The organism is Pseudomonas sp. FBCC-B1667, from assembly GCF_059133255.1.
The window spans coordinates 2,213,674-2,231,420 of the sequence record NZ_CP101437.1 but is presented as its reverse complement, the minus strand read 5'-3'; the positions used below and the strand labels follow the sequence as shown (position 1 = coordinate 2,231,420).

Here is a 17,747-nt window from a genome sequence, read left to right as displayed (position 1 = left end):
AAAGTCAGACCTGCTAAATTCGGTTCAAGTCGGTTAACAACAATAATGAGTCTGCGAGGCCTTCCGTGATCCAGTTTTTACTTAACCAGGAACTCCGTAGCGAGCACGCCCTGGACCCAAACCTGACCGTGCTCAATTATCTGCGCGACCATGTGGGCAAACCCGGCACCAAAGAAGGCTGCGCCAGCGGTGACTGCGGCGCCTGCACCGTGGTGGTTGGCGAGCTGCAAACGGATGACGACGGCCGCGAACACATTCGCTATCGCAGCCTCAACTCGTGCCTGACGTTCGTGTCGTCACTGCACGGCAAACAACTGATCAGTGTTGAAGACCTCAAGCACCAGGGCGAACTGCACAGCGTGCAGAAAGCCATGGTCGAGTGCCACGGTTCGCAATGCGGCTTCTGCACCCCGGGCTTCGTCATGTCGCTGTTCGCCCTGCAAAAGAACAGCGATGCACCGGATTCTCACAAGGCTCACGAAGCGCTGGCCGGCAATCTGTGCCGTTGCACCGGCTACCGGCCAATCCTGCAAGCCGCCGAACAGTCCTGCTGCGGCAAGCAACCGGACCAGTTCGATGCGCGGGAAGCCGACACCATCGCGCGCTTGAAGGCTATTGCCCCGACGTCCATCGGCGAACTCAACAGTGGCGACAAGCGCTGCCTGGTGCCGCTGACCGTCGCTGACCTGGCCGACCTCTACGACGCTTATCCACAGGCGCGCCTGCTGGCCGGCGGCACGGACCTGGCGCTGGAAGTCACGCAATTCCACCGCACCTTGCCGGTGATGATCTACGTCGGCAACGTAGCCGAAATGAAGCGCATCGAAAGCTTCGACGATCGCCTGGAAATCGGCGCCGCCACCGCCCTCTCCGATTGCTACGAAGCGCTGAAAGCCGAGTACCCGGACTTCGGTGAATTGCTGCAACGCTTTGCCTCGCTGCAGATCCGCAACCAGGGCACCCTCGGCGGCAACATCGGCAACGCCTCGCCCATCGGTGACTCGCCGCCCCTGCTGATCGCTCTGGGCGCACAAATCGTCCTGTGCAAAGGCGAAACCCGCCGCACCCTGGCTCTGGAAGATTACTTCATCGATTACCGGGTCACCGCGCGCCAGGAAAGCGAGTTCATCGAGAAGATCATCGTGCCGCGTGCCAGCGCCGAACAATTGTTCCGCGCCTACAAGGTTTCCAAGCGTCTGGACGACGATATTTCTGCTGTGTGCGCGGCGTTCCAGATCCGTCTGGAAAACGGTGTGATCGCCGATGCCCGCGTCGCCTTCGGTGGCATGGCGGCCATCCCGAAACGCGCCAGCGCCTGCGAAAAAACATTGCTCGGTGCGCCGTTCAACAGCGCCACCGTTGAACGCGCCTGCGCCGCACTGGCCGAAGATTTCACCCCGCTGTCGGACTTCCGCGCCAGCAAGGAATACCGCCTGCTCAGTGCGCAAAATCTGCTGCGTAAATACTTCATCGAACTGCAAACACCGCACATCGAGACTCGGGTGACCGCTTATGTCTAATCATCACGCTGTAGAGAAGACCCAAGCCGAACTGGCTGAACTGTTCGCCAAGGACCTGACCACCGGTGTCGGCCGCAGCGTCAAGCACGACAGCGCCGCCAAGCATGTGTCCGGTGAAGCGCAGTACATCGACGACCGCCTGGAATTTCCGAACCAGCTGCACGTTTACGCACGCCTGTCGGACCGCGCCCACGCGAAAATCATCAGCATCGACACCAAGCCCTGCTACGCCTTCGAAGGTGTACGCATCGCCATCACCCATAAAGACGTGCCGGGCCTGAAAGACATCGGCCCACTGTTGCCAGGCGACCCACTACTGGCCATCGACGATGTGCAGTTCGTCGGCCAGCCGGTGCTCGCCGTTGCAGCGAGAGACCTGGAAACCGCACGCAAGGCCGCCATGGCCGCGATCATCGAATACGAAGATCTGGAGCCGGTGCTGGACGTGGTCGAAGCCCTGCGCAAACGCCACTTCGTGCTCGATAGCCACACCCATCAGCGCGGCGATTCGGCCGGCGCGTTGGCCACAGCCGAGCATCGCATCCAGGGCACGCTGCACATCGGCGGGCAGGAACACTTCTACCTCGAAACCCAGATTTCGTCGGTGATGCCGACGGAAGATGGCGGCATGATCGTCTACTGCTCGACGCAGAACCCGACCGAAGTGCAGAAGCTGGTCGCCGAAGTGCTCGACGTATCGATGAACAAAATCGTCGTCGACATGCGCCGCATGGGCGGCGGTTTTGGTGGCAAGGAAACTCAGGCGGCAAGTCCTGCGTGCCTGTGCGCAGTGATTGCGCACCTCACCGGCCAGCCGACCAAAATGCGCCTGCCGCGTGTCGAAGACATGTTGATGACCGGCAAGCGTCACCCGTTCTACGTCGAGTACGACGTCGGCTTCGACAGCACCGGCCGCCTGCACGGCATCGCCCTGGAACTGGCCGGCAACTGCGGTTGCTCGCCGGATTTGTCAGCGTCGATTGTCGACCGTGCGATGTTCCACGCCGACAACTCGTACTACCTGGGTGATGCGACCATCAACGGTCACCGCTGCAAGACCAACACCGCGTCGAACACCGCTTACCGGGGGTTCGGCGGCCCGCAAGGGATGGTCGCCATCGAAGAAGTGATGGACGCGATTGCCCGTCATCTGGCCCTCGATCCGCTAGCGGTGCGCAAGGCGAACTACTACGGCAAGACCGAGCGCAACGTCACGCACTACTACCAGACCGTCGAGCACAACATGCTCGAAGAAATGACCGCCGAACTGGAAGAAAGCAGCCAGTACGCCGAGCGTCGCGAAGCGATTCGTCGCTACAACGCCAACAGCCCGATCCTGAAAAAAGGCCTGGCGCTGACCCCGGTGAAGTTCGGTATTTCCTTCACCGCGAGCTTCCTCAACCAGGCCGGTGCGCTGATCCACGTTTACACCGACGGCAGCATCCACCTGAACCACGGCGGCACCGAAATGGGCCAGGGCTTGAACACCAAAGTTGCGCAGGTCGTAGCCGAAGTGTTCCAGGTGGAAATGGACCGCGTGCAGATCACCGCGACCAACACCGACAAGGTGCCAAACACCTCACCCACGGCCGCTTCCAGCGGTGCTGACCTGAACGGTAAAGCCGCGCAGAACGCCGCAGAAATCATCAAGCAACGTTTGGTTGAATTCGCGGCCCGCCAATACAAGGTCAGTGAAGAAGACGTCGAATTCCATAACGGCCACGTGCGGGTTCGTGATCACATCCTGACGTTTGAAGCGCTGATCCAGCAGGCGTATTTCGCCCAGGTGTCGCTGTCGAGCACCGGCTTCTACAAGACGCCGAAAATCTTCTACGACCGCAGCCAGGCCCGTGGTCGTCCGTTCTACTACTACGCCTTTGGTGCAGCGTGCTGTGAAGTGATCGTCGACACCCTGACTGGCGAGTACAAGATGCTGCGCACCGACATCCTCCACGACGTCGGCGCCTCGCTGAACCCGGCCATCGACATCGGCCAGGTCGAGGGCGGTTTCATCCAGGGCATGGGGTGGCTGACCATGGAAGAACTGGTGTGGAACAACAAAGGTAAATTGATGACCAACGGCCCGGCCAGCTACAAGATCCCGGCCGTGGCGGACATGCCGCTGGACCTGCGGGTGAAGCTGGTGGAAAACCGCAAGAACCCGGAAGACACGGTGTTCCATTCCAAAGCTGTGGGTGAGCCGCCGTTCATGCTGGGCATTGCGTCGTGGTGTGCGATCAAGGACGCCGTGGCGAGCCTCGGTGACTACAAACATCAACCGAACATCGATGCACCGGCGACCCCGGAGCGGGTGTTGTGGGGATGTGAGCAGATGCGGCAGTTGAAGGCGGTGAAAGCCGTGGAAGCTGAAACCGAACTGGCTTCGCTCTAAGACCGCGTCGCGGCCATCGCAGGCAAGCCAGCTCCCACAGGTACGATGCAATCCTTGTGGGAACGGGCTTGCCTGCGAAGAGGCCGGTACAAACAACAACGATGTCGAGGTGGACTATGTACAACTGGATCGACGCCCTCGCCGACCTGCAATCCCGGGGTGAGCCCTGCGTGTTGGTGACCATCATCGAAGAGCTCGGCTCGACGCCGCGCAATGCCGGTTCGAAGATGGTCATCAGCGCCAGCCAGACCTTCGACACCGTTGGTGGCGGGCACCTGGAATACAAGGCCATGCAGATCGCCCGCGACATGCTCGCCAGCGGCAAACAGGACACGCACCTGGAACGCTTCAGCCTCGGCGCCAGCCTCGGCCAATGCTGCGGTGGTGCGACCGTTTTGTTGTTCGAACCGATGGGCCAGGTCCAGGCGCAGATCGCCGTGTTCGGCGCCGGTCATGTCGGCCGGGCATTGGTGCCGCTGCTCGCCAGCCTGCCCTGCCGCGTGCGCTGGATTGATTCGCGGGAAGAAGAATTCCCTGAACAGATCCCCCACGGCGTGCGCAAGATTGTCAGCGAAGAACCGGTGGACGAAATCGCCGACCTGCCCGCCGGCAGCTACTGCATCGTCATGACCCACAATCACCAGCTCGACCTCGAACTCACCGCCTCGATCCTCAAGCGCAACGACTTCGCCTACTTCGGCCTGATCGGCTCGAAGACCAAACGCGTCAAGTTCGAACACCGCCTGCGCGACCGCGGATTCGACAACAGCGTCGTGCAACGCATGCGCTGCCCGATGGGCATCGGCGAAGTCAAAGGCAAGTTGCCTGTGGAAATCGCCATCTCCATCGCTGGCGAAATCATCGCCACCTATAACGCGAATTTCGGCCAGCAGACCGCCAGCGCCGGATCATCGATTGCCAAACTGCTGCCTGCTTCACGCCGCAGCCAAGCCTCTAATTGATAAGCCTTAGAAACCGAGAGCTCCCATGCCTTTGACTCGCAAAGCCTACCGCGCCGCCATTCTGCACAGCATCGCCGACCCCGCCGACGTCGGCATCGAAGCCTCGTACGAGTATTTCGAAGACGGCTTGCTGGTGGTCGACAACGGCCAGATCAGCGCACTCGGCCACGCCAGCGACTTGCTGCCGACCCTGCCAGCCGACTTCGAGATCACCCATTATCAGGACGCGCTGATTACCCCCGGCTTCATCGACACCCACATTCACTTGCCGCAAACCGGCATGGTCGGCGCCTACGGCGAGCAACTACTGGACTGGCTGAACACCTATACCTTCCCGTGCGAAAGCCAGTTCGCCGACAAGGCTCACGCCGACGAAGTCGCCGACATCTTCATCAAGGAACTGCTGCGCAACGGCACCACCACGGCGCTGGTGTTTGGCAGCGTGCACCCGCAATCGGTGAACTCGTTCTTTGAGGCCGCCGAACAGCTCGACCTGCGCATGATCGCCGGCAAGGTAATGATGGACCGCAACGCGCCGGACTACCTGACCGACACGGCCGAATCCAGCTACGTCGAAAGCAAGGCGCTGATCGAGCGCTGGCACGGCAAGGGCCGCTTGCACTACGCGGTCACTCCGCGTTTCGCCCCGACCAGCACTCCGGAACAACTCACCCTCGCCGGCCAGTTGCTCAGCGAATTCCCTGACCTGTACATGCAGACGCACATCAGTGAAAACCTGAAGGAAATCGAATGGGTCAAGGAACTGTTCCCGGAGCGTAAAGGCTACCTGGACGTCTACGATCACTACCAGTTGCTCGGCGAGCGCTCAGTGTTTGCCCACGGCGTGCACCTGTGCGACGACGAGTGCGCGCGACTGGCGGAAACCGGCTCGGCCATCGCCTTTTGCCCGACCTCGAACTTCTTCCTTGGCAGCGGTTTGTTCAACCTGCCGATGGCCGAGAAGCACAAGCTGAATGTCGGTGTGGGCACGGACATTGGTGGTGGCACCAGCTTCTCGATTCTGCAAACGTTGAACGAAGCGTACAAAGTCATGCAGTTGCAAGGTGCTCGGTTGAGCCCGTTCAAGTCGCTGTACCTGGCGACGCTCGGTGGCGCTCGCGCGTTGCGTCTGGAGGACAAGATCGGCACCTTGAAACCGGGCACCGACGCCGACTTCCTGGTGCTGGATTACAACGCCACGCCGTTGCTGAGCTATCGCTTGAAGCAGGCCAATAACATTGCCGAGACGTTGTTTGTGTTGATGACACTGGGGGATGACCGGACTGTTCTGCAGACCTATGCGGCGGGGAATCAGGTGCATCAGCGCTAGTTTTCTGCGGGCATAAAAAAAATCCCCCGCACTGTTCAGTCCGGGGGATTTTTATTGCCGTTGAGGCCGCGAAGGGCGCGCCTCGGTCTGTCAGAGCTTGGCTGCCGACCGCCCAGGCTTCTTGGTCTGCAACAAATGCGAGAACACCGCATGCAAATCATCCGACGCGCTTTCTTCGTCGAGGTTGAGTTTGCTGTCGATGTGATCCATGTGATGCATCATCAAATTCACCGCCAGCTCACCGTTGCGCGCTTCGATGGCGTCGATCAGCTGGGTGTGTTCGTCGTAGGAACAGTGCGAACGGTTGCCACTTTCGTACTGCGCAATAATCAACGACGTCTGCGACACCAGGCTGCGCTGGAAGCTGATCAGCGGCGCATTCTTCGCCGCTTCGGCGAGTTTCAGGTGGAATTCGCCCGACAGACGGATGCCGGCACCGCGATCACCGCGCGAGAAGCTGTCGCGCTCGTCGTTGACCATCTGGCGCAATTCGGCGATTTGCTCGGCAGTCGCGTGTTGAACGGCCAATTCAGTGATCGCTCGTTCCACCAGACGGCGCGCGAGGAACACCTGGCGGGCCTCTTCGACGCTCGGACTGGCAACGACCGCGCCACGGTTCGGACGCAGCAGCACGACGCCTTCGTGGGCCAGGCGTGAGAGCGCGCGGCGGATGATGGTGCGACTGACCCCGAAAATTTCCCCCAGCGCTTCTTCGCTCAACTTGGTGCCGGGCGCCAGGCGCTGTTCGAGGATGGCCTCGAAGATATGCGCATAGACAATATCGTCCTGGGTCCCGCTGCGGCCGGCTTTGCCTGCTCGCGGTTGTTTTTTGAGGGGCTGCAACTGTTCGTTCATGGGCACTCGAGTCGGGGAGAACTGCGGCGAATTGACGGTGACTGTAATACGGCACAGTGGGTCGCTGGCAAGTATCGCGTAAAAAACACCGCGATTGTACACAATGAAGGGTGGCAACACGACTGTACGGCTGTTTGTCGCTTCCGCTGTATTGCAACGATCCCTTACGTTTGAGTTTAGGCTTGAACGCAGAATCCGCAGCTCGAATGCAATCCCTGTGGGAGCCGAGCTTGCTCGCGATGGCGTCTCGCCAGTCAACACATGTGTCGATTAACCCACCGCCATCGCGAGCAAGCTCGGCTCCTACAGGGTTCAGCGGCGTTTCGGACATTTTTCTCAGAAGGAACACCACCGTCATGAACGACGCCACGCACACGCAGCTCCGACCACTGGCTGACACCTCGCCGTCGGCCATCGTCGCCGGCTTCATCGCGATGATGACCGGTTACACCAGTTCCCTGGTCCTGATGTTCCAGGCCGGGCAAGCGGCGGGCCTGACCAGCGGGCAGATTTCGTCGTGGATCTGGGCCATCTCGATTGGCATGGCGGTGTGCTCGATCGGCCTGTCGCTGCGTTATCGCACGCCCATCACCATTGCCTGGTCGACCCCGGGCGCGGCGTTGCTGATCACCAGCCTCGGCGGTGTCAGTTATGGCGAAGCCATCGGCGCCTATATCACCTGCGCAGTGCTGGTGACGATCTGCGGCCTGACCGGTAGTTTCGAACGGCTGGTGAAAAAGATTCCGGCGTCCCTGGCCGCTGCGTTGCTGGCAGGGATTCTGTTCAAGATCGGCAGCGAGATTTTCGTCGCCGCCCAACATCGCACCGGCCTGGTGCTGGGCATGTTTTTCACCTATCTGGTGATCAAGCGCTTGTCGCCGCGTTACGCCGTGCTGGCCGCGTTATTGATCGGCACTGCATTGTCCGGGCTCATGGGGCTGCTGGATTTCAGTGGTTTTCATCTGGAAGTGGCAACGCCGGTCTGGACCACGCCGCACTTCTCGCTAGCCGCAACCATCAGCATCGGCATTCCGTTGTTCGTGGTGGCCATGACCTCGCAGAATATGCCGGGCATCGCCGTCCTGCGTGCCGACGGTTACACCGTGCCGGCCTCCCCACTGATCACCACCACCGGCATCGCCTCGTTGCTGCTGGCACCGTTCGGCTCCCACGGCATCAACCTGGCAGCCATCAGCGCTGCGATCTGCACCGGGCCGCATGCCCATGAAGATCGCAACAAGCGCTACACGGCGGCGGTCTGGTGCGGGATTTTCTACGGGATTGCAGGTGTGTTCGGCGCGACGCTGGCGGCGCTGTTTGCCGCATTGCCCAAAGAGCTGGTGCTGTCGATTGCGGCGCTGGCGTTGTTTGGCTCGATCATCAATGGCTTGAGCATTGCCATGACCGAGGTGAAAGAACGGGAAGCGGCGCTGATCACCTTTATGGTCACGGCATCGGGGCTGACGTTGTTTTCAATCGGTTCGGCGTTCTGGGGGATTGTGGCAGGGGTGTTGACGCTGGTGATTTTGAATTGGCGTAAAAGCTGAAAAAATCCGCGCATAAAAAAACGGCGACCCTTGGGTCGCCGTTTCTTATTACATCAAGCTACCGGATTGATCGGCTTTTCCGGGTACCAGACGTCGATCAGCGGGCTGACGGTCGCTTCGGTCAGTTCGCTGCGGCCTTTGAGCCAGGCTTCAACAGCAGCGCGCTGCTCTTCGGACACCGAGCCACGCTTCTGCAGGCAAACCAGACCGAAGTCGTCGCCGCCAACATAACCCAGACCGTTGGCTTCCATGGCTTCTTTCAGGAACGCGTCGAGGAAAGCATCAATGGCTTCATCAGCCAAATCTTCTTTGAAATCCAGGTTCAGTTCGAAACCCAGCTCTTGAAATTCATCGACGCACAGTTTTTTGCGCAGACGCTGGGAACGGTTAGTCGCCATTGGAACAATCCTCATAAGTAATAACGGGCGGCACTTTAGCAGTTTAAGCCGCTAATTGCCCGACTCTCTGGGGTGCATCGCTGACCGCCGGTAAAAAAATAGCAGATTAGAGGGTGATGGCACGGCACACGCTTTCAAGCCTTGGGGCATAATGCCGACACTTTCATGACCACTGAGGGATTTTATCGCCATGCCCTCGTCTTTTTTCCCCTCGGCTGTAGGGTTTTATTACAGATGATCAAATCTTTGCGTCCATTGTTGCTGGCCAGCTTTATCCTTCCGCTGGCCCTCTCCGTTTCCGCCGCTCCGATCAACACTGCGCTTACACCCAACGTCGAAAAGGCCCTCAAGGCCAGCAAGTTGCAGGACAGCGCCCTGTCGCTGGTGATGATCCCGCTCACCGGCCCGGGCACCCCGACCATTTTCAACGCTGACGTTTCGGTCAATCCGGCCTCGACCATGAAGCTGGTGACCACGTACGCCGCGCTGGAAATGCTCGGCCCGAACCACCAGTGGAAAACCGAGTTCTACACCGACGGCACCCTCAGCGGCGGCATCCTCAATGGCAACCTCTACCTCAAGGGGGGTGGCGATCCCAAGCTGAACATGGAAAAACTCTGGCTGCTGATGCGGGACCTGCGTGCCAACGGCGTGACGCAAATCACCGGCGACCTGGTGCTGGACCGCAGTTTCTTCGTACAACCGCAGTTGCCCGAGTTCAATGACGACGGCAATGACGAGAACAAGCCGTTCCTGGTCAAGCCCGACTCGCTGATGGTCAACCTCAAGGCCCTGCGGTTTGTCGCGCGTAACGACGGCGGCAGGGTCTTGGTATCGGTGGAACCACCGATTGCCAGCATCCGTATCGAAAACCAGGTCAAGGCCGTCAACTCCAAGCAATGCACCGGCGGCGTGCGCTACAACCCCGTGACCCAGCCCGATGGCAGCATGACCGTGACGGTCGGTGGACAGTTGGGCGATGGCTGCAGTTCGCAAACGTACCTGTCGCTGCTCGACCACGCGACCTACACCGCCGGCGCCGTGCGGGCCATCTGGAAAGAGCTGGGCGGCAGCATTCAGGGCAAGGATGTGCTGGCCCCGACCCCAGGCAATGCAAAATTGCTGGCCCGGGCTTATTCGCCGGACCTGGCGGAAATCATCCGCGACATCAACAAATACAGTAACAACACCATGGCTCAGCAGCTGTTCCTGAGCCTGGGTCAGAAATACCGCACCGACGCCGACGGCGACGACGCCAAAGCCGCGCAGCGCGTAGTGCGTCAGTGGCTGGCGAAGAAAGGCATCACCGCACCGCACCTGGTGATGGAGAACGGTTCCGGCCTGTCCCGCGCCGAACGCGTCAGCGCCCGTGAAATGGCAGCGATGCTGCAAGCCGCGTGGCACAGCCCGTATGCCGCCGAGTTCATCAGCTCGATGCCGATTGCCGGCACCGACGGCACCATGCGCAAGCGCCTGAAGACCACCGCGATGCGCGGCGAAGCCCACGTCAAGACCGGCACCCTGAACACCGTACGCGCCATTTCCGGCTTCAGCCGCGACGTCAATGGCAACACGTGGGCAGTGGTGGCGATCCTCAACGACAAGGCACCGTTTGGCGCGTCTTCGGTACTGGATCAAGTGCTGTTGGACCTGTATCGCCAGCCGAAACTGCCAGACACGGCTTCGGTGCTCTAACCCGATCTACGGCTCACCAAAGATCCAATGTGGCTGCGGGCTTGCCCGCGAATGCGCTGTATCAGTCACTGAAAGGCTGAATGACACACCGCTTTCGCGAGCAAGCCCGCACACAAGGAGTCTGCGTCAGGCCCTAGATTTTCTGCGCCTCAACCCGATCACGTCCTGCCTGCTTCGCCGCATACACCCCCGAATCCGCCCGCAGCAACAGCGCATCCGCGCCCTCTCCGACGCGCCAACTGGCGATCCCGAAACTCGCGGTAACGAACCCCACGCTGTCGATCGGTGAACTGCGCAGCCCTTGCCACAATTGCATGGCCAGCACATGCGCCTGCTCGCGGTCGGTGTCCGGGCAAAGCACCATGAATTCTTCACCCCCGAGGCGACAGAACACGTCCGTGCGCCGCAGTCGATGACCGATGCGCTCGCAAACAGCCTGCAACACCCGATCCCCCACGGCATGGCCATGCTGGTCATTGATGCGTTTGAAGTGGTCGATGTCGAGCATGATCACCGACAACTCGCCCACGCCACGCTGGACCCTCGCCATTTCGGTGGTCAGGCGCTCCTGGAAATAACGTCGGTTGTGGATCCCGGTCAACGAGTCGGTGATCGACAGCGCCCGCAGTTCCTCTTCCACCCGCTTCAAGTCAGAGATGTCGGAAATGTAGCCATGCCAGAGCACGCCGCCACCGGGCAACTCTTCGGGGGTTGCCTCACCGCGAACCCAGCGCAGGCCGCGCATGGGCAGCTGCACGCGGTATTCCTCGCGCCAAGGGCTGAGGGTGTCCGCCGACGCGCGGATCGAGGCACGGACCCGGGTCGTATCCTGTGGGTGGATGCGCGTGAAGATCGCTTCGGCATTCAACAGCAGCACGTCCGGTTCGAGCTCGTAGATCTCGCGAATACCGTCGCTGGCATAGATCACACTGAAGCGGCCGTCGAATTCCATCTTGAATTGGTAGATGCCACCGGGCACATGGGCGCTGAGTTTTTTCAACAACAGGTCCCGTGCCGCCAGCGCCTCATGCACGCGCTTGCGTTCGGTAATGTCGATGCAGATTGCCAGGTGACCGACCCACAACCCCTGCTCGTCGAGCACCGGGGTGGCGAGCATGTTCACCGCCAGATGGCTGCCATCGCGGCGCACCAGGGTCCACTCCCGCGCCTCGCTACCGCCCTCTTCGCCCCCTTCGACCAACATCGCCTGACAGGTCGGAATCGGCTTGCCAAACCGCGCACTCAACTCCGCCGCCCGTGCCGCCAGCTCCCGGGAGAGGTGCAGGTTTTCCAGGGTCATGTGACCCACGACTTCAGCGCTGGCGTAACCCAACATTTGCTCGGCGCCGGCGTTGAACGTGCTGATAACCCCGCGCAAGTCGGTAGCGATGATGGCCACCTGAGTCGCCGCATTCAGCACACCGCGCAATTGGCCGTGGGTACCGCTCAGTTCCTGCTCACGGGCACGCAGTTCCTCGGTCCGTTGCTCCACCATTTTCAGTGCGCGCTGGCGCTGGCTGACGAGCACATACAGCAACGCGCTGAGCAGCAAACTGAGCAAGCCGCCCAGCACCATCAGGGTCGTCACCGAGGAATGATTGGCTTGTATAAAGGCTTGGCTCGGCGTGATGTCGACTTGATAATCGTGATCGGCCAATCGCAACAGCCGACTCGCGGACAAATCACTGGCCGCCGGTGGGTTCAAGGATTCGTAGAGCACTTCGTGCTGATCGTCGATCGACAAGTCGAGAATGCGCACCGAAAGATAGTCGTAGTTGGCGTCCGGCAATCCATCGGCCAGCAACTGGCGCATGCTGATCACCGCCATGACATAACCGAAGGGTTTTACCCCCGCTGCGCTGAGTGGGGTGCGTGAAAACACCGGGGCCACCAGCAATACGCCGCGTGCATAGGCTGGCTCGATGCTGACCAGATGCATCGGCTGCGACACCGCCATGGTGCCGAGCCTGTCCGCCCGTTCAAGGGTTGCGCGGCGCATCGGCTGGGCCAGCAAGTCATAACCCAGCGGCGAGCCCAGGCGACTTTGCGTCTGGCTGTAAAGGACCGCCACGTATTCATCGCGCTCGGCGGCCAATTGCAGTTGACCGTTGCCGTCGAGTTCACGAAGGGTAAAGTTGCTGATGCCCTCGTCTCGCACCTTTTGTTCGAATTCCGCGCGCTCGGCACGGGTCACCCGGGCCGCGAAGGAATAGGCCTGGGTTCGGTGCAACAGGGGCTTGGTGTAACCGTCGAACTCCTCGCGGGAGACCGAGTCGGAATTGGCGAAAAATCGTCGCAGACCGTCGAGGCGCTGCTCCTGGTCTTCGAAACGTTCTTCGATGCGGCTGTAACGCTCACTGGCCAGCAGTTGGAAGCGTTGCTTGAGTTGATGGTGAAACACATTGACCGTCGACCAGGCCAGTAACCCGGTGAGCACGCCGCCCATGAGCAGTACCAGCAGCGCGACCAGCCAGGCCGACGCATCTTCGCTGATAAAACCCAGGATTTTGGGGCGTACGGCCTGAAACGACATAAAGGCAACTCAAAATGCCAGGCGCCGGAAAAGCCCATTGGCCAAGAGTAAGTTATAGCCATTAGCCACTAATTTGACCAGCACAGAAAGGAGCCAAGAGCCTTTAAAAATCAAGGCTCTGTGGATCCAATCAGTTCAAGTGTCAACGCGCGGTGATTTTCCAGGCGCGGTGGATCTTGCCATTACGGGCGAAATCCGGATCGATGGTCTGGGCGGTGATTTCTTCAACGGCGTAACGCTCAGCGAGGTTTTCCTCAAGGGTGAACTTGCGGAAGTTGTTGGAGAAGTACAACACGCCACCGGGTGCCAGACGCGCCATGGCCAGGTCGATCAACTGCACCTGATCGCGTTGAACGTCGAAAATCCCTTCCATGCGCTTGGAGTTAGAGAACGTCGGCGGGTCGATGAAGATCAAGTCGTATTCGTCACGGCAGGCCTCGAGCCAGGCCATCACGTCGCCCTGCTCCAGACGGTTCTTGTCAGAGAATCCGTTCAGCGACAGGTTACGCCGCGCCCAGTCGAGGTAGGTTTTTGACAGGTCGACGCTGGTGGTGGTGCGTGCGCCACCCTTGGCCGCGTGAACACTGGCCGTTGCGGTGTAGCAATAGAGGTTGAGGAAGCGCTTGCCGGCCGCCTCTTTCTGAATGCGCATGCGCATTGGGCGGTGGTCGAGGAACAGCCCGGTGTCGAGGTAATCGGTGAGGTTGACCAGCAACTGCACGCCACCTTCGTTGACCTCGACGAACTTGCCCTGCGCGGCCTGACGCTCGTACTGCTTGGTACCGCTCTGACGCTCGCGTCGCTTGACCACCACACGGCTCTTGTCGATGTTCAAGGCCTGCGGAATCGCGGCCAGGGCATCGAACATGCGGGCCGAGGCTTTTTCCGGATCGATGGATTTCGGCGCGGCGTATTCCTGGACGTGGACCCAATCCTGATACAGGTCGATGGCCATGGAATACTCCGGCATGTCGGCGTCATACACGCGATAGCAGTCGATGCCTTCACGCTTGACCCACTTACCCAGCGCCTTGAGGTTTTTCTGCAGGCGGTTGGCAAACATCTGCCCGCCTTCGCTCAAGCGCGGTTGCTCGATCACCACCGGGGCCGGTTTGATCGGGTTGCCGTTCTTGTTGTATTTCTCGTACTTGCCAGGCACAACGTCGTTGTCGGCGACTTCGACTTCAGCCTGCTCGCGCTCGACCTGACGCTGTTCCGGAGTGCGACGTTCGCCGGTGACGAACTGGTCCGGAGTGACTTTGATCAGCAGCAACTTGCACGGCAACGCGCCGTTCCAGAACGAATACTGTTTGTGGCTGCGAATGCCCATGCGCTTGCCCAGGTCCGGGGCGCCGGTGAACACCGCGGCTTCCCAGTTCAGGCAGGCCTGACGCAGACGCTCGCCGAGGTTCTGATAGAGGTAGAGCAAGCTCGCCTCGTCGCCCAGACGCTCGCCGTAGGGAGGGTTGCAGATCACCAGGCCTTTCTGGTTCTGGTCCGGACGCGGCTCGAACGTACCGACTTCGCCCTGGTAAATCTTGATCCACTCGCTCAGGCCCGCACGCTCGACGTTGTTGCGGCCCGGTTGAATCAGGCGCGGGTCGGCTTCGTAACCGCGAATCCACAGCGGTGGCTTGGCCAGGCCGGCCGCGCAACGCTCGGTGGCTTCTTCGTGAAGTTTTTTCCACAGCGCCGGAACGTGACCGAGCCAGGCGGTAAAGCCCCACTGCTCGCGACGCAGGTTCGGCGCCATGTCGGCGGCGATCATCGCGGCTTCGACAAGGAACGTACCGACACCGCACATCGGGTCAGCCAGCGCGCCGCCTTCGGCCGCAATGCGTGGCCAGCCGGAACGGATCAGGATCGCGGCCGCGAGGTTTTCCTTCAGCGGTGCCGCGCCTTGCTGCAAGCGATAACCGCGCTGGTGTAGGCTGTGGCCGGACAGGTCGAGGGAAAGAATGGCTTCGCCACGGTCCAGGCGCAGGTGAATGCGCAGGTCCGGATTGAGTTTGTCGATGGACGGACGGTCGCCCTGTGGGGTGCGCAGCTTGTCGACGATGGCGTCTTTGACTTTCAAGGCGCCGAAGTGGGTGTTGTCGATACCCGAGCCGTGACCGCTGAACTCAACGGCCAGGGTGCCGTCGTTGAGCATGTGGTCTTGCCACTCGATATCCAGCACGCCGTGGTACAGGTCTTCGGCGTCCTTCATCGGGAAACGCTTGAGCACCAGCAGCACCCGGTTCGCCAGCCGCGACCACAGGCACAGTCGATAAGCGGTTTCCATGGTCGCCATGCCGCGCACGGCAGAGGTGTGCTCACGTGCTTCTTCAAGGCCAAGCCCGACGGCTTCCTCGATCAGCAGGCCTTCAAGGCCTTTGGGGCAAGTGAGGAAGATTTCGAATTGATCGGACATTGGAATTTCAGAGCCTTTAGCTAAGTGAACCGACAACGCATTGCCGGTCCGGTTTTCAATCAGGCGCTTTTCTAAAAGAGCGCCCGCGTGGCACGAAGGTGTGCCGTCCCACCTGTGCTGCTCAGGTTAAAAGAGCTTAGATGCACAGGCAGATAAAAAAGTTGAGGCAACAAAATGTAATAAGTCGACCCTTCGTCGAATAATGCGTTCGAAAACAGAATTCATTCTCACTGAAGGATTAACCCCGTCATCCTGCGGGGGGCCGATCATACAGGGGTTTTACCCATAAACACGGGCCAGACATCATGTTACTTATGGCCATAGCATCTTTATGGTTACGTTCTTATGACAAAACGATCATTCCCTCGATGTGATGCATTGGTTAGAACTCAACACAGGTTGACGCCGCAACGACGTCAACACCTTGGCTCGCGACGCCGGCAGCGGGCCCCAACGGCAGAAGTTTTTTCTGCCAGACCTCGATTGAGGTCTACGCGATAAATACAGTCAACAAGTGAGGGCAACACCCTATGAGAAGACTTAAGCGTGATCCGTTGGAAAGAGCATTTTTGCGCGGATATCAATATGGCGTTGGTGGCAAATCCCGTGAGCTTTGCCCATTTACTCTACCGTCAGTACGCCAAGCCTGGATTAACGGCTGGCGCGAGGGACGCGGCGACAACTGGGACGGTATGACCGGCACTGCGGGAATCCACAGACTCAACGAACTTCACGCCGTCGGCTAATTTACAGGGCCTAACACTCCGACACGACAATCTGATGACTGAATGAATTAACCACGCACGTCCCATCCGGGCGGCGGGCTCCGGCCCAGGGGCTCCTTTAAGGAGCCCTTTTTTATGCCTGCCCAAAACTCAATCTCTGGCTACACACAAACCAACTGTCGAAGCGGGCTTGCTCGCGAAAGCGGTGTATCAGTCAACCTCATCGTTCAATCTTAAATCGCATTCGCGAGCAAGCCCGCACCCACAGGGATCAGCGTAATGCGGCGATGGCGTCTACCGACTCACGAATCAACGCCGGGCCTTTGTAGATAAAGCCGGAATAGATCTGCACCAGGCTCGCACCCGCGGCGATTTTCTCAGCAGCATGTTTGCCTTCGGTGATCCCGCCCACGGCGATGATCGGCAAACGACCGGCCAGCTCTGAGGCCAGCACCTTCACGGTGTGAGTACTCTTGTCGCGAACCGGCGCGCCGGACAGACCGCCCGCCTCGTCGCCGTGTTCCATGCCTTCGACCCCGACGCGACTCAGGGTGGTGTTGGTGGCGATCACCGCGTCCATCCCGGTTTCGATCAGCGCTTGTGCGACCTGCGAAGTTTCTTCGTCGGTCATGTCCGGTGCGATCTTGATGGCCAGCGGAACGTGTTTACCGTGACGCAACGCCAACTCGGCGCGGCGCATGGCCAGGTCAGCGAGCAACTGCTTGAGCGAATCACCGAACTGCAGGCTGCGCAGGCCCGGAGTGTTCGGCGAGCTGACGTTGACCGTGACGTAGCTGGCATGGGCGTAGACCTTATCCAGGCAGATCAGGTAATCGTCGACCGCGCGTTCGACCGGGGTGTCGAAGTTCTTGCCGATGTTGATGCCCAACACGCCCTTGTACTTGGCGGCGGCGACACGGGCCAGCAGGTGATCGACGCCAAGGTTGTTGAACCCCATGCGGTTGATGATCGCCTCGGCTTCCGGCAGGCGGAAAATCCGTGGTTTCGGGTTACCCGGCTGTGGGCGTGGGGTGATGGTGCCGATTTCGACAAAACCAAAACCCAGCTGAGCGAAACCGTCGATGGCCGCGCCGTTCTTGTCCAGACCAGCCGCCAGACCCACCGGGTTCGGGAACTCCAGGCCCATGACCGACACCGGCATTTTCGCCGGAGCCTTGCACAGCAAGCCGTTGAGGCCCAAACGTCCGCCCGCGCCGATCAGGTCCAGGGACAGATCGTGGGAGGTTTCCGGGGAAAGTTTGAACAACAGCTGACGGGCCAGGGTGTACATGGGCGGGTTTGACTCTGGGCTACGAAAAGTGGCGGCAATTATAGCCGCGCATCGGGGCCGCAGGCGAGGCGCGCGACAAAATCAGC

Annotated in this window: 12 protein-coding genes; 7 read left to right on the top strand and 5 right to left on the bottom strand. The window is 60.1% G+C overall.

Translation table 11 applies throughout. From position 1 onward, the window contains the following. The first annotated feature begins 65 nt into the window (after positions 1-65). The 4 genes from xdhA (at position 66) to guaD (ending at position 6,204) form a co-directional block, all read left to right on the top strand. The gene (gene xdhA, locus NL116_RS09990) at positions 66-1,520 is read left to right on the top strand and encodes a xanthine dehydrogenase small subunit (protein ID WP_494377022.1); all 1,455 of its coding nucleotides are present in this window, start codon (positions 66-68) and stop codon (positions 1,518-1,520) included. Next, on the top strand, positions 1,513-3,912 hold the full coding sequence (gene xdhB / locus NL116_RS09985; RefSeq protein WP_494377021.1) for a xanthine dehydrogenase molybdopterin binding subunit: 2,400 nt from the start codon (positions 1,513-1,515) through the stop codon (positions 3,910-3,912). Before xdhA ends, xdhB begins: the two co-directional genes overlap by 8 nt. A gap of 116 nt (positions 3,913-4,028) precedes the next feature. After that, on the top strand, positions 4,029-4,874 hold the full coding sequence (xdhC, locus tag NL116_RS09980) for a xanthine dehydrogenase accessory protein XdhC (protein ID WP_494377020.1): 846 nt from the start codon (positions 4,029-4,031) through the stop codon (positions 4,872-4,874). A 25-nt stretch (positions 4,875-4,899) separates the two neighbouring features. After that, positions 4,900-6,204 carry a guanine deaminase gene (gene guaD / locus NL116_RS09975; protein WP_494377019.1) on the top strand — a complete coding sequence of 435 codons (1,305 nt, stop codon included), beginning with the start codon at positions 4,900-4,902 and terminating at the stop codon, positions 6,202-6,204. 90 nt (positions 6,205-6,294) lie between these two features. On the opposite strand, the gene NL116_RS09970 is transcribed toward guaD, so the two are convergent. Further along, positions 6,295-7,059, bottom strand: a complete 765-nt coding sequence (locus NL116_RS09970; protein ID WP_494377018.1) for a GntR family transcriptional regulator — start codon at positions 7,057-7,059, stop codon at positions 6,295-6,297. Positions 7,060-7,415: 356 nt separating this feature from the next. Here NL116_RS09970 and NL116_RS09965 point away from each other — a divergent pair, with 356 nt between their 5' ends. Beyond that, positions 7,416-8,606: a benzoate/H(+) symporter BenE family transporter gene (locus NL116_RS09965; protein ID WP_494377017.1), complete on the top strand. Its 1,191-nt coding sequence runs from the start codon at positions 7,416-7,418 to the stop codon at positions 8,604-8,606. A gap of 53 nt (positions 8,607-8,659) precedes the next feature. Here the strand turns inward: NL116_RS09965 and NL116_RS09960 are convergent, their stop codons facing one another. Further along, the gene (locus NL116_RS09960) at positions 8,660-9,004 is read right to left on the bottom strand and encodes a YggL family protein (RefSeq protein ID WP_007896965.1); all 345 of its coding nucleotides are present in this window, start codon (positions 9,002-9,004) and stop codon (positions 8,660-8,662) included. Between the two features lie 234 nt (positions 9,005-9,238). Here NL116_RS09960 and dacB point away from each other — a divergent pair, with 234 nt between their 5' ends. Further along, on the top strand, positions 9,239-10,699 hold the full coding sequence (gene dacB / locus NL116_RS09955) for a D-alanyl-D-alanine carboxypeptidase/D-alanyl-D-alanine endopeptidase (RefSeq protein ID WP_494377016.1): 1,461 nt from the start codon (positions 9,239-9,241) through the stop codon (positions 10,697-10,699). Between the two features lie 133 nt (positions 10,700-10,832). Here the strand turns inward: dacB and NL116_RS09950 are convergent, their stop codons facing one another. Together NL116_RS09950 and rlmKL are read right to left on the bottom strand one after the other, a co-directional pair. Continuing rightward, positions 10,833-13,232, bottom strand: coding sequence for a sensor domain-containing diguanylate cyclase (locus NL116_RS09950; protein ID WP_494377015.1), 2,400 nt, complete (start codon positions 13,230-13,232; stop codon positions 10,833-10,835). 142 nt (positions 13,233-13,374) lie between these two features. Further along, the gene (rlmKL, locus tag NL116_RS09945; RefSeq protein WP_494377014.1) at positions 13,375-15,645 is read right to left on the bottom strand and encodes a bifunctional 23S rRNA (guanine(2069)-N(7))-methyltransferase RlmK/23S rRNA (guanine(2445)-N(2))-methyltransferase RlmL; all 2,271 of its coding nucleotides are present in this window, start codon (positions 15,643-15,645) and stop codon (positions 13,375-13,377) included. A gap of 530 nt (positions 15,646-16,175) precedes the next feature. Between rlmKL and rmf the strand changes: the two genes are divergently transcribed. Further along, positions 16,176-16,391, top strand: a complete 216-nt coding sequence (rmf, locus tag NL116_RS09940) for a ribosome modulation factor (protein ID WP_003223300.1) — start codon at positions 16,176-16,178, stop codon at positions 16,389-16,391. A 250-nt stretch (positions 16,392-16,641) separates the two neighbouring features. Here the strand turns inward: rmf and NL116_RS09935 are convergent, their stop codons facing one another. Beyond that, entirely contained in the window at positions 16,642-17,661 is a 1,020-nt protein-coding gene (locus tag NL116_RS09935) for a quinone-dependent dihydroorotate dehydrogenase (protein ID WP_494377013.1), read from the bottom strand. Positions 17,662-17,747 lie beyond the last annotated feature (86 nt).

What these genes read in the sequence shown, in the direction of transcription:
- guaD (WP_494377019.1), top strand. Translation starts at nt 4,900, where the DNA reads ATGCCTTTGACTCGCAAAGCCTACCGCGCCGCCATTCTGCACAGCATC.
- NL116_RS09950 (WP_494377015.1), bottom strand. Translation starts at nt 13,232, where the DNA reads ATGTCGTTTCAGGCCGTACGCCCCAAAATCCTGGGTTTTATCAGCGAA.
- xdhC (WP_494377020.1), top strand. Translation starts at nt 4,029, where the DNA reads ATGTACAACTGGATCGACGCCCTCGCCGACCTGCAATCCCGGGGTGAG.
- xdhB (WP_494377021.1), top strand. Translation starts at nt 1,513, where the DNA reads ATGTCTAATCATCACGCTGTAGAGAAGACCCAAGCCGAACTGGCTGAA.
- NL116_RS09970 (WP_494377018.1), bottom strand. Translation starts at nt 7,059, where the DNA reads ATGAACGAACAGTTGCAGCCCCTCAAAAAACAACCGCGAGCAGGCAAA.
- NL116_RS09935 (WP_494377013.1), bottom strand. Translation starts at nt 17,661, where the DNA reads ATGTACACCCTGGCCCGTCAGCTGTTGTTCAAACTTTCCCCGGAAACC.
- NL116_RS09960 (WP_007896965.1), bottom strand. Translation starts at nt 9,004, where the DNA reads ATGGCGACTAACCGTTCCCAGCGTCTGCGCAAAAAACTGTGCGTCGAT.
- rlmKL (WP_494377014.1), bottom strand. Translation starts at nt 15,645, where the DNA reads ATGTCCGATCAATTCGAAATCTTCCTCACTTGCCCCAAAGGCCTTGAA.
- NL116_RS09965 (WP_494377017.1), top strand. Translation starts at nt 7,416, where the DNA reads ATGAACGACGCCACGCACACGCAGCTCCGACCACTGGCTGACACCTCG.
- dacB (WP_494377016.1), top strand. Translation starts at nt 9,239, where the DNA reads ATGATCAAATCTTTGCGTCCATTGTTGCTGGCCAGCTTTATCCTTCCG.
- rmf (WP_003223300.1), top strand. Translation starts at nt 16,176, where the DNA reads ATGAGAAGACTTAAGCGTGATCCGTTGGAAAGAGCATTTTTGCGCGGA.